At 51.2% G+C, this 13551-nt stretch carries 12 protein-coding genes; all 12 read right to left on the bottom strand.

Going from position 1 to position 13551, the window contains the following annotated elements:
- Positions 1 to 201: 201 nt before the first annotated feature.
- The 12 genes from NST99_RS14045 to NST99_RS13990 all read right to left on the bottom strand — a co-directional run bounded on the left by NST99_RS14045 (position 202) and on the right by NST99_RS13990 (position 13390).
- A complete protein-coding gene (locus tag NST99_RS14045) occupies positions 202 to 1425 on the bottom strand; it encodes a response regulator (RefSeq protein WP_341092480.1) in 1224 nt (407 codons plus the stop codon).
- 26 nt (positions 1426 to 1451) lie between these two features.
- Positions 1452 to 3314: a cache domain-containing sensor histidine kinase gene (locus NST99_RS14040; RefSeq protein ID WP_341092479.1), complete on the bottom strand. Its 1863-nt coding sequence runs from the start codon at positions 3312 to 3314 to the stop codon at positions 1452 to 1454.
- A 29-nt stretch (positions 3315 to 3343) separates the two neighbouring features.
- Positions 3344 to 4357 (bottom strand): substrate-binding domain-containing protein, encoded by a 1014-nt coding sequence (locus tag NST99_RS14035; RefSeq protein ID WP_341092478.1) that lies wholly within the window; start codon positions 4355 to 4357, stop codon positions 3344 to 3346.
- An 80-nt stretch (positions 4358 to 4437) separates the two neighbouring features.
- A complete protein-coding gene (locus NST99_RS14030; protein WP_341092477.1) occupies positions 4438 to 6243 on the bottom strand; it encodes an LTA synthase family protein in 1806 nt (601 codons plus the stop codon).
- Between the two features lie 127 nt (positions 6244 to 6370).
- Positions 6371 to 7363, bottom strand: coding sequence for an aldose 1-epimerase (locus tag NST99_RS14025; protein ID WP_341092475.1), 993 nt, complete (start codon positions 7361 to 7363; stop codon positions 6371 to 6373).
- Between the two features lie 86 nt (positions 7364 to 7449).
- Positions 7450 to 8172: an MgtC/SapB family protein gene (locus tag NST99_RS14020; protein ID WP_341092473.1), complete on the bottom strand. Its 723-nt coding sequence runs from the start codon at positions 8170 to 8172 to the stop codon at positions 7450 to 7452.
- Between the two features lie 262 nt (positions 8173 to 8434).
- On the bottom strand, positions 8435 to 9226 hold the full coding sequence (locus tag NST99_RS14015; RefSeq protein ID WP_341092472.1) for an SDR family oxidoreductase: 792 nt from the start codon (positions 9224 to 9226) through the stop codon (positions 8435 to 8437).
- 240 nt (positions 9227 to 9466) lie between these two features.
- On the bottom strand, positions 9467 to 9997 hold the full coding sequence (locus tag NST99_RS14010; RefSeq protein WP_341097836.1) for a hypothetical protein: 531 nt from the start codon (positions 9995 to 9997) through the stop codon (positions 9467 to 9469).
- The gene (locus tag NST99_RS14005; protein ID WP_341092469.1) at positions 9998 to 10303 is read right to left on the bottom strand and encodes a hypothetical protein; all 306 of its coding nucleotides are present in this window, start codon (positions 10301 to 10303) and stop codon (positions 9998 to 10000) included.
- Between the two features lie 242 nt (positions 10304 to 10545).
- Positions 10546 to 11340, bottom strand: a complete 795-nt coding sequence (locus NST99_RS14000) for an ABC transporter ATP-binding protein (RefSeq protein WP_341092468.1) — start codon at positions 11338 to 11340, stop codon at positions 10546 to 10548.
- Positions 11327 to 12253 (bottom strand): ABC transporter permease, encoded by a 927-nt coding sequence (locus tag NST99_RS13995; protein WP_341092467.1) that lies wholly within the window; start codon positions 12251 to 12253, stop codon positions 11327 to 11329. The genes NST99_RS14000 and NST99_RS13995 overlap by 14 nt, the downstream gene beginning before the upstream one ends.
- 66 nt (positions 12254 to 12319) lie before the next feature.
- Positions 12320 to 13390 (bottom strand): ABC transporter substrate-binding protein, encoded by a 1071-nt coding sequence (locus NST99_RS13990; RefSeq protein WP_341092465.1) that lies wholly within the window; start codon positions 13388 to 13390, stop codon positions 12320 to 12322.
- Between the last annotated feature and the right edge of the window lie 161 nt (positions 13391 to 13551).

Raw genomic sequence — 13551 nt, 5'->3', positions numbered from 1 at the left:
CAAGTCGAGTATAACAAGGGGGATACGGCCCCGTATTTACACTCAAACTACTGTTTTTATAAAATCAAAACCTTTTTTGTCAGCGTTTACATAAAAACAAAAAACCACATGAGGCCGGAGCCTGCATGTGGGAACGTCTTCCTGAACAACTATGGACTTAAAGTACCCGGACGGGCATTCTAACTTTCTGCTCCCTGCCACTTACTCGTTATCACGGCCGGCTTCTCCGGGAAGCACACCCTTGCGAAACTGCAGGGGGGACACTCCTGTCTGCTTTTTGAACGAGGTGCTGAAATAATGCTGGGTCTCGTATCCTGAACGCTCTGCCACCTCATGGATGCTCATTTCCGTCGAATGCAGCAACTGTGCCGCTTTGCGCACTCGAATCTGTGTCAGATACGTTCCAAAGGATTCGCCGAGCTCCTGCTTGAACAGGCGGCTGAGATAGACCGGAGAGGCTTGAAGAGAACCCGCCATCGCCTCCAGGGTCAAGCCGTATTCACTGTAATGCTCAAGAATATATTGTTTGGCCCGGCGAACCAGCGGCGATAAAGGCTGCTCCTTGGCAAGCTCCGCTCTGCATTTACGGTATGAGGAGGCCAGCTCCTCAATCTCTCCTTCAACGGGCTGAATTCCCACTTCGACAGCGATTTTGAGATGACAGCGCACAGCTGCTTCAACTCCGGCCATTATACGCTCTCCCGCTTCATGCCAGAGAAGAATCACGATTAAACCTGCCGCATCGCGAAAAATAACTTTCGGGTACTTTTCCAGTAATTCAGCGGAAATATTCTCGATGGCGAAAAGAAACAGCTGGCGTTCCTTCTCCCCCATTCCCGAGGGGTGGGCTTCCCATCTCCAGCGGATGATGCCGATCAGTTCTGGGCGCTCCAGCGGTAACTGCAGAAAATGCAGCTGCTCAAGGATTTCTTCCCGGGTCAGATTTCCGTCCAGCCATTCCTGGCAGAAGCGTTCACGCAGCAATGGAAAGTTTTTGCTAATCTGTCTGGAGGCCTGCTGCAAATGCTGGTTCCGCTCTCTCACCGCATTCAGTTCATCCCGGACCCCCCGCAGCACCTGCATCAGCTGCTTTGGTTCGGCAGGCTTGAGTATATAATCATTCACCTGCAGCCTTATCGACTCCTGGGCAAAGACAAACTCGTCATGTCCGGTAATCACGATGATTTTGCAGCCGGGGAGCTGCTCCCTCAGCCGCTTCATCAGTTCAATTCCATGCATAATCGGCATATTCAAATCAACGAGTGCGATATGGACGGTATGGTGAAGCGCAAGCTCAAGCGCCTCCTCACCGTCCTCCGCCTCCGCTACTACCTGAAGGCCAAGCCCTTCCCAGTCCACACATTGCTTAATTCCTTCACGGATGATGTCTTCATCATCGGCAATCATGACCTTCCAGTATTCCATATGCGCTTGCTCCCTCCATTCCATAATCAATCGCGGGGATACACTTCACGAACGACGGGATGCCGGATTGTTGCAGCGGTTCCCTCACCTTGTCTGCTGTCGATGCGGAGTCCGTATGGCTGCCCGTAGGTCAGCCTAATCCGTGCCTGGACATTGAGAATGCCGTAGCCGCTCCCTGTGCTGCCGGGAAGCGGCTGCTCCGCTTCAGCCGCATCACTACTGCTGCTCCCGACGGCCTCAAGCCGGTCGTTCAGGATGGAGAGCTGCGCTTCCGGAATGCCTGCTCCGTCATCTGTAACTGTCAAGTACAAATCCCCCTCACGTTCTACCACTGAAATGGTGAGTTGACCCGGACCGCGCCGCTCCTTGATTCCGTGATAAATCGCGTTCTCTACCATCGGCTGAAGCAGCAGCTTAAGCACATAGAGCTCCCGGAGCCGCGGCTCCACCTCAATGCTATACGTCAGCTTGCTGCTGTAGCGGACCTGCTGGATCTTCAGATAACTGATGATATGCTCCAGCTCATCGGAGAGCGGGACAATGTCGCTGCCTTTACTGAGTCCCAGGCGGAACAGCTTGGATAAAGACTGGACCACCTCGGCAATATCCTCCGCCCCCTTGCTGCGGGCCATCCAGTGGATCGTATCCAGCGTATTATATAAAAAATGCGGTTTGATATGCGCCTGCAGACTGCGCAGCTCCGCCTCCCGCTTCTGCCTGGCCTGCAGCTCCGTCAAGGAGAGCAGCCTGCTGATTTGGGCCAGCATACTGTTGAAGCTGCGGCCAAGCAGTCCGATTTCATCCGAGCGGTTGCCCCAGTAGCGGATCGTCAAATCGCCGGATTGCGCCTTGCTCATGAAGGAAGCGAGCTGGCCGATCGGGCGGGAAATCGAATACGCCAGATAAAAGGATGCCGTCATCCCAAGCATACAGACCACAAACACAAACGTTACGACATTAAACGTAATCTCCCGCACGCCATAAGCCGATTCCTCCATAGGAAAGACGCCCATCGTCGTCCAGCCTGTAAAGGCCGAGGTCCTGTAGATCAACTGCAGATGGCGGCCGTCGACAGTTTCCGAGGTGATGCCGGAGGTTTCTCTGAACAGGCCAGCCGGAATCTTGTGCATAAAAGGATGCTGCGGAGCATAGATCATTTCCCCGCTGTCATCCACTACGGTCAAATAACCGGTTTTGCCCAGCGTCACATCGCGCGCCGTCTCGGCGATGACCCGCAGCTTCAAATCGACCAGAACCACGCCCTGCACCATCTGCGTCTCAGGGTCAACAATAGCTCTAACGGCGGATACCACTTCACTTTCTTTATAATCAACATGGGACATGACTGCGCGCCCATAAGGATGTCCGACAATTTTGAATATCCCTTTATTATCAACAGCCTGCTTGTACCATGCTTCATTAGTCACACGGGTTTCGGGGCGGGCATACATTTCATTACTGATGAAATCGCCTTCACGGTTGACCAGCATAATTCCGGCAATTTCAGAGCTAAGCGTAGTAAAGCCCTGCAGAAACTTGCGGATATTATACTCTGCCGATTCTCCGCTTGTGCCTGCTTCCTTCAACCGCGTTTCCGCCTTCTCGGTGCCATCCAGAAAAGCCTGCACCCCCGGATCAAAAGAAATCAGGTAGGTAATCTTCTGCAGATTCTCCACATCATTTTCCAGCGCCGTATTGACCTTGCCGATCAGCTGCATCGTATTCTCGTTGCTCTGCTCTTCGATAATCTGGTCCACCGTCCAGCCAATCAGCAATCCTAGCCCGATCGAAGGCAAAATACTGATCAACAAAAAATGGATGATCAGCTTATACCGGATCGGCAGATTGTTAAACTTCAGCTTCTCCACCGTCAAGCCGCTCTTCCGCATAAGATAATCCCCCCTGCATCAGCCTGCTTCTATTTGGCATAATAGTTGTCCACATTGGCCCGGCTCACCACATCAATGCCGGTGTCTACCGTATCAGGCACAGGAATAGGCTTGTTATTGGCGTAGGCGGCAGGGTCTTCATCCAGATCACGGTGTAAATGAAACAGCTCCGTAAGTGACCAGTAGCCCATATTCCAGGTACCTTGCGCCATCGTGGCGGCGATTCTGCCTTCTTTAACAAGATCAAGTGTGCCTTTATCCGTATCGAAGCTGATGATCTTGAGCGATGATCCGGCTCCCTGCTTCGTTTCCACCGCCTCGGCTACTCCTATTCCGCCATTAGACTCCGTAGCAAAAATACCTGTAAGCTCCGGGTATTCCGCTACCAGCTGTTCCGCCGCTTCCCTGGAAGCCACCTGATCGCCGCGTCCATCCTTGATTGCTACCAGCTTCATCTCAGGGAATTCGCTGCGGATGGTGACGCTGAAGCCGTCCGTACGCTCCTGATGATTATGCTGCTCCGGGGTCGTAATAATCGCCACCTCCCCTTTGCCGCCGGTGAGCTGGGCCATCTTCCGCGCTGCTTCAACTCCGGCATTGTAGTTGTTAGTGCCAAGGAAGGAGTAGGCCTTGCTATCCGGTGCCCCCGAGTCAAACAGCACGACAGGGATGCCGCTGTCCACGGCCTTGTTGATCGTAGCTGTGAGCAGCTCGGAATTGACTGCCGAAATGGCAATTCCCGCCGGTTTTTTGGCTATCATTTGCTCCAATACTGTCATTTGCTCATTGGCATCATGCTGGGTCGAGCCGTGGTATTCGACGGAGACGTTCAGCTCCTCCGCAGCATCTTCGAAGCCCTTCAGCACGCTTTTCCAATAATCAATTCCACTTTGAAAGGTAACCATCACATATTTATCTTCTATATTGCCGCGAAGTCCGGCTGTCTCCCATGGATCTGCAGCGTCGGCCTGCAGCTTGTAATTCAGCACATAAACGAGAAAAAGACCGATTAGCAGCACATAGACCATCCACAGTTTTTTCAAAATGTAACCCCTTTCACAAAAGAACAAGGTAGCACAGCTATTGCCATGATACCTCGTTTAATAGGAGAAGGGAATACCTCTCAGAATAGCAAATCCTGTGAATAATTCCCGCCCTCCAGCAGATCATACTCCACCATACGGTAGTCATCCAGCAGCTGTTGCTGTTCGGGAGTAAAAGCTGTCAGTGCACCGTTGGAACCGATCAGCACCTGCTTGCTCAGACCGGGCATCTCATCCTGCACTTTCCCCAGAAGTTTGTAGTACGGGGGCATAGGCTGCCCCGAGAGTCTAAAGACTGTAGGACCCAGAAAGGCCGGGCTGAGGGTGTTCAGCGGCTTTTTGCCAATATCAAAATTCGCCAGCATCACCAGCTTTGTCTCGTGCTTGAGCCTTGGCTCGCTGTCCCAGCCGGCATCCGTATATATTCCGGCCGACAATGCCGGCAAATGATCACCCCAGAAGACGGCAATCGTAGGACGATCAAGAGTTAGCAGCTCCTGCTGCAAATACGCCAGCGCCTCATCGGTCAGCTTGGTATTCTGTGTGTAGGTTTCAAGCTCGTCTTTATAGGACGGTGAAGTGCCTTCAACGGATATCGTATTCGGTCCATTGTGCCCCTTCGTAAACGGAAAATGATTCTGCATGGTCACCAGATGCAAAAACGCCGGGTCAGAGGACGCCTTCAGCTCCCGCAAAGCCTCCTGCACAGCCGCCTTATCGGAAATGTATCCCTCCGGTGTGATGCGTCCGGCATTGTCCAGATCCTTCTCGCTTGTAAAAGCATCAAAGCCGAGAATCGGGTACACGCGGTTGCGGTTGTAGAACGTCTCGTCATACGGATGCAGCGCCAGCGCGCGGTAGCCACGCTCCTTCAGAATGCTTACAATTGAAGGCAGTGAGGACATTTTCACTATTTTTTGCTGATACGGAATGGAACCGTCCTTAAGAAAATACATGGACATCCCTGTCAACGCTTCAAATTCTATATTTGCCGTATTGCCGCCAAACTCAGGCGAGAGCAGGAAACCGGAGGGTGTGGCAGATTCCTCTTGATGGATAAACTTTAGCGGATCTTCACTAAAGGAGAGCCCCGGCAGACGGGTAGGATCAAAGAAGGCTTCGTCCATCATGAACAGGATGTTCGGCTGCTGCGTTGCCTGTACGTTCGGAGCCGGATCCGGCAGCTTGCCGTATTTGGCGGCGATCTCCTCAATCGCTCTGCGGCTGTAGCCCTCAGGCTCTTCGATCAGGCTCTGGCGCAAATTGCCGGCAAAGGCAAATAAAAGACCGTTCTGTTTGTAATTCACCTTCTGGTTCCAAAAAATGTTCTGATACTTCATCGAAGCAGCCAAAGAAGACTGATGGGCTACCATCGAAACAAATCCGCTTATCATCGCCACAGAAAGTACGGTAATGAGCATTCTCAGCGGCAAGGCTACCTTAATCTTCGGCAGTTTGAAGATCAGCCAGACCACAGCGGCAATAAGCAGAACAGCAGCTGCCAGCGCAAGCGGTGGAATCATGCCTTTGGTAATATGGCTCATCTCCCCGGCATTTTTGAGCAGCAGCAAATCCCAGGGAAATAGCGGTTCTCCGGTGGTGGACAATTTCTTGTAATCGACAATACCCAGCATGATGCATAACACAGCGGCCATTGCAGATCCGGCGTAAACGCTCGGCAGTATCATAGAAAACACCAGCAGGAGAAAGAAAAAGAACAGGCCTCCGGCTAAATACAGCCAGTAATATTCTCCAATCCAGTTAAAAACACTCATCGCATCCATATTTAATGAAGCGGCCTGCATGAAGAAATTCAGAGCAAAGCCGCATAGCAGCAGAGCGAGCAGCAGGAAACCCAATCGTTTGGAAGGTAAAAAATAGCGCATATAAAATTCACTCCTAACTATACTAAACGTGTAGTATACGCTATTTAGCTTAAAGCTGCATTAAAAGATCGCACAAAAAAGCCCCACAAAAGTGAGGCTTGGCTTTACAGCTATGAATCTCTACTTCCTATTTCACGTACAGACGGCTGGTTTCTTCCCAGAATTCGCCCGGCTTCAGGCCGAACAATCCGATCTCATCGGCAGGAAGATCCACCTTCGGCGCATTCACCAGGTTAATCTGCGGCTCCGGACAGAAGAATCCTTCTGTAGCGCCATTGTTCCAGATCATCCATTGCTTGTAGGAGGTTCCGACATCATACACGAGCGTAACACCGGACTTGCTGTCCGTCAGTTCCATCCGGTTGCGGCCGTTTTGCGGTACAGCGGTGTAATGGTTGTCCATCGGCGCAAAGAACGGATTGACTCCTTCATCACGCAACGCGATTTCCTCTGCCGTCAACTCCTGGAAAGCGCCGGTGGGCAGCATGCGCTCACTGAGCTCCCAGCGCTCGCCGATGGTCGCCTTCACGCGGTAATCCTGGGGCGAGCTGTCCGGTGCAAACGGCGCATTGATCGCTGTGTGGAAGGCCAGCAGGCAAGGCATCAGCTCGCCGCCGTCATTGTGGACCAGCAGTTGCTGGGACAGCCCGGTTGCTTCTCCCAGCGTGTAGCGCAGCTTGACCGTATATTTGAACGGCAGGTATTGATAGGACGGGTGATTCTCGTCCACCTTAATCGCCACCGTAACGAAGCTTTCGCTTTTACCGCTGCCGAATTCTTCAACTTCCCACGGAGCTGTATGTAAAAATCCGTGCAGATGGTTGCCTGTTGCAGCCTCATTCACCGGAAACTTGTAGGTTTGTCCATTCCACGGAAATTCCCCATCTTCATAACGGTTCGGAGGAAACAGTACAGGTATGCCGTGAATTCCAGGGCTGGCCTTAAAGGCCTCCATCTCTGCCGCGCCCGGCTCATGCAGGAAACGGTAACCGTTTTCGGTATCACGGAAGCAAATCAGATTGCCGCCGATGCCCGGCAGGATAGCTGCCTCGTAACGTCCCGCTTTCAGCCAGACTGCAGCTTCTCCTTCATATTGTCCTTCGAATGCAGTAATCGACATGATAACTTTATTCTCCCTTCCATATGTTCGAAATGACTATCTCCTAAATAGATTACCACATCTGCCCAGAAGGGAACATGTCATTTTTACAACTGTTCCACTTCTACGCTCATTACATGTTCAATTTTCTTCACATCATAATATATTTCCGTCGCATAATCCTGATCAGGTGCAGACAGCACCATGTCAATCAGTTGCCTGCCGTCATCCAGATCCTTGATCTTTATCCGCCGGATCGTCCGTCCCGGTCTTCTCGTCTTTCGTTGATCGGTCATTTGACGTCCTTCGATCTTCTGGATCACCTCGGTCAGCACATAATTGGGCTGCATTATGATCTTGACGGAAATCTCATGCTTGTTCAGCACCTGTGGTCCAACGGCTTTGATCAGCAGCGGTACAGCATTGACGGCGAACATCAGCAGCACAACTGCATACCCCGCTTCCACATAAAAGCCTGCTCCAACCGCGATGCCAATCCCCGAGGCCGTCCAGATCAGCGCCGCCGAAGTTAATCCGGAAATCGCGTCTCCGCCTCTGCGCAGGATTACACCCGCGCCCAAAAATCCGATCCCGCTGACAATCTGCGCCGCCAGGCGCATCGGGTCCATGTTGGGGTGATCCGTTCCCCCGAACTTGTCATAAGCATGGATCGAGACAAGCGTCACTAAACAGCTTGCGATACTGATGACCATACTGGTCCGAATCCCCAGCGGCTTTTGTTTTAATTGCCTGTCGATACCGATGAACAGCCCGAACAGCATGGCCACAAGCAGTTTTACTATCGATTCCGTGTGCAGATCAATCTCCATAGCTCCTCCTAAAAGTATATTTATGAATAAACAGATAGAATCAGTATACCTGAAAAAAACATGAAAGCTTAGCTTTATTTATAGCAAGATAACCCGATAAAATATTTAAATCTTAATGAACAAGAAGAAACGGCATCCCCGGCCTTTTGCGTCAACGATGCAGCCCTCTCGGGCTGAGCCTATGACAAGGAACGGATTCCGTTTCTTCTGAGGAAGAGCTATTCAATTCATTATATGCTTGGCTGCCCGTGGTTAGAAGAGATCAGCCATGCAGCAGCGACTCGGCTCCATCACAATAAATCTCTGTTCCTGTAATATGGTCCGAATCGGCGGATGCCAGGAACAAGGCAAGTTTAGCCACCTGATCGGGCCGTCCGGGACCTTCCTCCAGCGGCTGCCCGCCGTCCGGAAAGTTCACCTCGATCTGCACTTTTTTGAGATCGTCGGAAGGATACGTATTGTCATCAATATTCGTCTTGATCGCCCCCGGACAGATGGCATTCACACGGATTTTGTATTGGGCCAGCTCCAGTGCAGCCATCTTCATAAAAGCCACCTGACCGGCCTTCGTAGTGCTGTAGGCAGAGAAACCGATATTAGAGAACACGCGGTTGCCGTTAATCGAACTGTTGATCAGTATGCTGCCTCCGTTCTCTTTCAAATGCGGAATTGCATATTTGACAGTGGCAAAGGTTCCACGGAGGTTGATATGAATCGTCTGATCCCAGGACTCAATATCCATCGTTTCAATCGGAGTCATTGCTCCGTTAATCCCGGCATTGGCGAACACAACATCAAGCCGCCCCCACTTCGCGGCCGCTTGCTTCACCGCCGCTTCCACCTGCTGCGGTTCGGCAATGTCACATTCAATGACGACGGCTTCCCCGCCTTCCTGTTTCACCTGATGTACAACCTTCTCGGCATTTTCAACCGTCCGGTCGAGCAGTACCACCTTTGCTCCGTTTCTGGCGAACTCCAGCACCGATGCTCTTCCGATCCCGGAACCGCCTCCAGTAACAATAGCTACCTTGTCTTTCAGCTTCTGTTCTGTCATATTAGCCAATCCTCCCAATCTAGATCATCTGTATACGCTTACCGGTTAAGTTCTTTCCTTAACCTTTACCTCACATACAGGGAAGTGAATCGGCAACTCTAATTTCATTAGTCTTTGGTCAGTCTCCCTGGCGCAAATGAATAATCAAATCACTCAGGCCGGCCTCGCGGATCAAAGTGATAACTTCCCATACTTAAGCACACCTTTCCTGCTCTGATCCAGAGCAGATCATACTTTGACTCAACCCTTCAGCCCGCTGGTACTGATGCCATCCACTATCTGCTTCTGGAAGATAAAGAATATCAGCATAACCGGCGTGAGACTATAAGAGGACTCCGTCTTGGCAATGAAATACGTACCTTGAACATAACTGCCTGTCCGGTAAGGTTCAGGCCGTGACACTTCCACTGCCAGCTCGTGCGGTGTAAGCAGCGGCTCTGCGGGATAGATTGAGCGGTTGCTGGCCGTGTCAACTACAATCAGCTGCCCTTCGCCCGAAGCCATATTCGTGCTGTCGGTAACGATTCGTTCTACCCGGATGCGGATAACCAGCGTCCCCAGATGATCCAGTGTAAAAGTTGAGCCTGTATAAGACTTGATCTGGCGTACGGCAAGCAGTGAGTTTTTGCTGCCCTGGGTGTACCAGACGTTACTTCCTCCACCCTCTACAGCCAGCGGCTTCAACTGATCCTGCAGGGACTGCGATACTCCTTCCCGGTTGCCGGCTGTCATCACACCGTCATTTGCATCCATCAGCATCATGGAATACACTTACTTCTCCGCACCCGCAAAACCCACCAGCCGGTTAATAATCTTGTTATGCAGCACCAGCCGCTCATAGGGTGTGGGTTGATCCAGCAGCTTGCGCAGACAATCCTGGATCTGTTCATCCGAGCCGACCGCAAAGGATAGCTGCTCCAGCTCCTTAAGCTCACTCTCTATGCTGACTGCCGACATACCAAGGACTTCGGATGACTTTTCATAAATTTGCCGGTCGTAGATCCGGTACACGTACTGAAGAAATATGAGAGAAAACAGAAACGACAGCAACAGTAAGAAGGAAATGATCAGAATCATTTTGTTAAAGATCCCTGAATTCCTGTAAGCACTTTTATTATTTCGCAAGTACATTTCTTTTTCAATCCGCCTTCCCTTATCATTTATAAGGCCAGTTCACTTCATGGGTCATTATTATCATAAACGAATGACACGGTTATGGAAATATAACCCAAAAAGACCTGAATAGCAGTTCCATGGGAAACTGCATATCCAAGTCTTTGGGGTGTTGATGGTAAATGCGTATTTAAGTAGAGCGCATATTATCCCAGCATCATCCGGTCATCCGCCAACTTATGTCCGCTGATGGTTTCGAATTCACCAAGCAGCCGTTCTACGGTCAGATCTTTTTTCCGCTCTGCATCAATGTCCAGGATAATAGTCCCTTTATCCATCATGATCAGCCGGTTGCCCAGCCGGATGGCCTGCTCCATGTTATGGGTAACCATCAGCGTAGTGAGCTTCATCTCACGGACAATCGATTCCGTCAGTTTCGTAATCAGCTCCGCGCGGGCCGGGTCAAGGGCTGCAGTATGCTCGTCCAGTAGCAGAATCTGCGGCTGGGTAAAGGTCGCCATCAGCAGGCTGAGCGCCTGTCTCTCTCCGCCGGACAGCAGGCCCACTTGGGCTCGCAGCCGGTTCTCCAGCCCGATGCCAAGGCGGCTCAGCTGTTCACGGAACAGCGCCCGTCTGCCGCTGCTGACTCCGAAGGTCAGACCGCGGTTTTGGCCCCGCTTGAAAGCCATCGCCAGGTTCTCCTCAATCGTCATATGCGGGGCCGTACCGGCCATCGGATCCTGAAAGACCCGTCCGATCCAGCGGGCGCGCTGATACTCAGGCAGATGGCTGATCGAGCTGCCTTCGATCCGTGCTTCCCCCAGATCCGGCTTCATTACTCCGGAGATCACGTTCATCAAAGTGGATTTACCTGCCCCGTTGCTTCCGATAACCGTAACGAAATCGCCGGCTAGAAGGTGAAGGTCGATGCCCAGCAACGCTATCTTCTCATCCGGGCTGCCGGGATTAAACAGCTTGGATACATTATCAAGCTTTAGCATCGGCTGTTCCCCCTTTCTTGCTTCTTAGCGCCAACGCCGCTAGTTCAGCGCTTCTTCTGCGGGCTGTTCTCTTCTGCTTCATATACCGCTGAAGCGACGGGAACAACAGGGCAATAATGACGATAACTGCCGTAATCAGCTTCAAGTCGGAGGCCTTCAGCCACGGAACCCGCAGGGCGAGCGCTACAACAATCCGGTAAACGATCGAGCCCAGCACAACGGCCAGCGTAGCCCGGAACACATTCCTGGCGCCAAAAATCGCCTCTCCAATAATTACCGAAGCCAGTCCGATAACAATCATCCCAATACCCATAGTTGAATCAGCAAAAGAGGAAGACTGGGCGATTAGTGCTCCCGAGAGCGCCACTAAGCCATTCGACAGGCTGATGCCGAGAATAGTCGTTGTATCAGTGTTTACACCGAAGCTGCGGATCATTCTTGAATTATCGCCTGTTGCCCGCAGGGCCAGGCCGAGGTCTGTGCGCAGAAACAGATCCATCAGCAGTTTAACAGCAACCACAATAAACGGCATGACCAGCAAAGGATTTATTGAACTAAGCAGGGTGCCTTCGCCCATGATCGAAACGTTGGGCTTATCTAATATCCGTAAATTAATGGAATAAAGAGCTATCATCATCAGGATCCCGGACAGCAATCCGTTAATTTTGCCTTTGGTATGCAGCAGGCCCGTGCACATGCCAGCTGCCATACCGCCAGCCATTGCACAGAATGTAGCCAGCCAAGGGGAATAGCCCTGAGTAATCATCACTGCGGCGATTGCCCCGCCAGTTGTAAAACTTCCGTCTACAGTTAAATCCGGAAAGTCAAGAATCCGAAAGGTTATATATACCCCCAAAGCCATAAAAGCGTACAGCAAGCCCGATTCCAAGGCTCCCATTATTGAATCATACATAGGTGACTTCCTCCCTCAAGCGGCAAGGGGCGTTCTTCTCGAATCGCCCCGTCATAATGTCTGAACTTATTGAATGATGTTGCTGGTCTGATCGGCAACTTCAGCTTTCATGGCATCTGTCACTTCAATGCCCTGCGCTGCTGCAGCCTTCAGGTTAAGAATAAGGTCCAGCTTCTCCTGCATGGTTACTTTCATGTCGCCTGGGCTTTTGCCGTTCTTCAGTACTTCCACAGCCATTTCACCGACCTGATAGCCGTGATCATAATATTTGAAACCGACTGTAGCAAATGCGCCCTTCTCTACCGTATCACGGTCAGCGGAGAAGAAAGGAAGTTTCTTCTCATTTGCGGTTTGGATAATTGTATCTACAGCACTTACCACCGAATTATCCAGTGTAATGTAGAATGCGTCTACACGTCCGACAAGTGATTCAGCCGCCTGCTTCACTTCAGAAGTATTCGTGACTGCAGCCTTCACCAGCTCAATGCCGTGTTTGTCGAGCTCTTCCTTGGCAATTCCCGCCATAACTACAGCATTCGGCTCGCCCTCATTAATGACAAGCCCCAGTTTCTTCACCTTCGGGAACTGTGCCGCAATGAATTGCATCAGCCGTGTGATTGCCTCCGGATTAGTATCGGAAGCACCGGAGACATTGCCGCCCGGGTGTTCCAGATCGGTTACAAGCCTGGCATCCAGCGGATCTGTAACAGCGGCGAACAATACCGGTGTATCCTTATCTACCTTCTGCACAATTGATTGAGCCGAAGGAGTGGCAATCGCGAGCACGAGATCGTTTTTGTCGCCGGCAATCTTCTGTGCGATGGACAGGTTGTTGGCTTGATCGGCCTGTGCGTTCTGGAGATCCACCTTCAGATTCTCACCTTCAATAAGTCCGGCATCCTTAAGTGCGGCCATGAAGCCTTCTCGCGTCGCATCCAGTGACGGATGTTCTACGTATTGGGAGATGGCAATGCTGTAGGATTCTTTGCTGCCTGCATCTGCAGGAGCAGCCGTGGCATTTGCCGGTTTGTTAGCAGCTTTTTCCGTATTCACCGCAGCATTGTTGTTCGATCCGCAACCCGAAGCTACAAGCATCAGACACAAGCTTAATCCTACCCAAATGTTCTTTTTTTTCATCATATAACCCCTTTTCTTTTACGGTATCAGCGCGTGCATCAAAGTGAGCGACTCAGCACTATCGCTTTCATCTTTAAAAGCGTTAAAGCGAAAGCTTACACTAACCTCACATAAAATACAGCCAATCTATTAAACATTATATTATATGGCGGTCCTTTATC

This window comes from Paenibacillus sp. FSL L8-0470 (assembly GCF_038008625.1).
Taxonomy (GTDB): domain Bacteria; phylum Bacillota; class Bacilli; order Paenibacillales; family Paenibacillaceae; genus Paenibacillus_AQ.
The sequence above is the reverse complement of the archived record's forward strand: the minus strand, read 5'-3'. Positions and strand labels throughout refer to the sequence as shown.

What these genes read in the sequence shown, in the direction of transcription:
- NST99_RS14045 (WP_341092480.1), bottom strand. Translation starts at nt 1,425, where the DNA reads ATGGAATACTGGAAGGTCATGATTGCCGATGATGAAGACATCATCCGT.
- NST99_RS14040 (WP_341092479.1), bottom strand. Translation starts at nt 3,314, where the DNA reads ATGCGGAAGAGCGGCTTGACGGTGGAGAAGCTGAAGTTTAACAATCTG.
- NST99_RS14030 (WP_341092477.1), bottom strand. Translation starts at nt 6,243, where the DNA reads ATGCGCTATTTTTTACCTTCCAAACGATTGGGTTTCCTGCTGCTCGCT.
- NST99_RS14025 (WP_341092475.1), bottom strand. Translation starts at nt 7,363, where the DNA reads ATGTCGATTACTGCATTCGAAGGACAATATGAAGGAGAAGCTGCAGTC.
- NST99_RS14020 (WP_341092473.1), bottom strand. Translation starts at nt 8,172, where the DNA reads ATGGAGATTGATCTGCACACGGAATCGATAGTAAAACTGCTTGTGGCC.
- NST99_RS14015 (WP_341092472.1), bottom strand. Translation starts at nt 9,226, where the DNA reads ATGACAGAACAGAAGCTGAAAGACAAGGTAGCTATTGTTACTGGAGGC.
- NST99_RS14005 (WP_341092469.1), bottom strand. Translation starts at nt 10,303, where the DNA reads ATGATTCTGATCATTTCCTTCTTACTGTTGCTGTCGTTTCTGTTTTCT.
- NST99_RS14000 (WP_341092468.1), bottom strand. Translation starts at nt 11,340, where the DNA reads ATGCTAAAGCTTGATAATGTATCCAAGCTGTTTAATCCCGGCAGCCCG.
- NST99_RS13995 (WP_341092467.1), bottom strand. Translation starts at nt 12,253, where the DNA reads ATGTATGATTCAATAATGGGAGCCTTGGAATCGGGCTTGCTGTACGCT.
- NST99_RS13990 (WP_341092465.1), bottom strand. Translation starts at nt 13,390, where the DNA reads ATGAAAAAAAAGAACATTTGGGTAGGATTAAGCTTGTGTCTGATGCTT.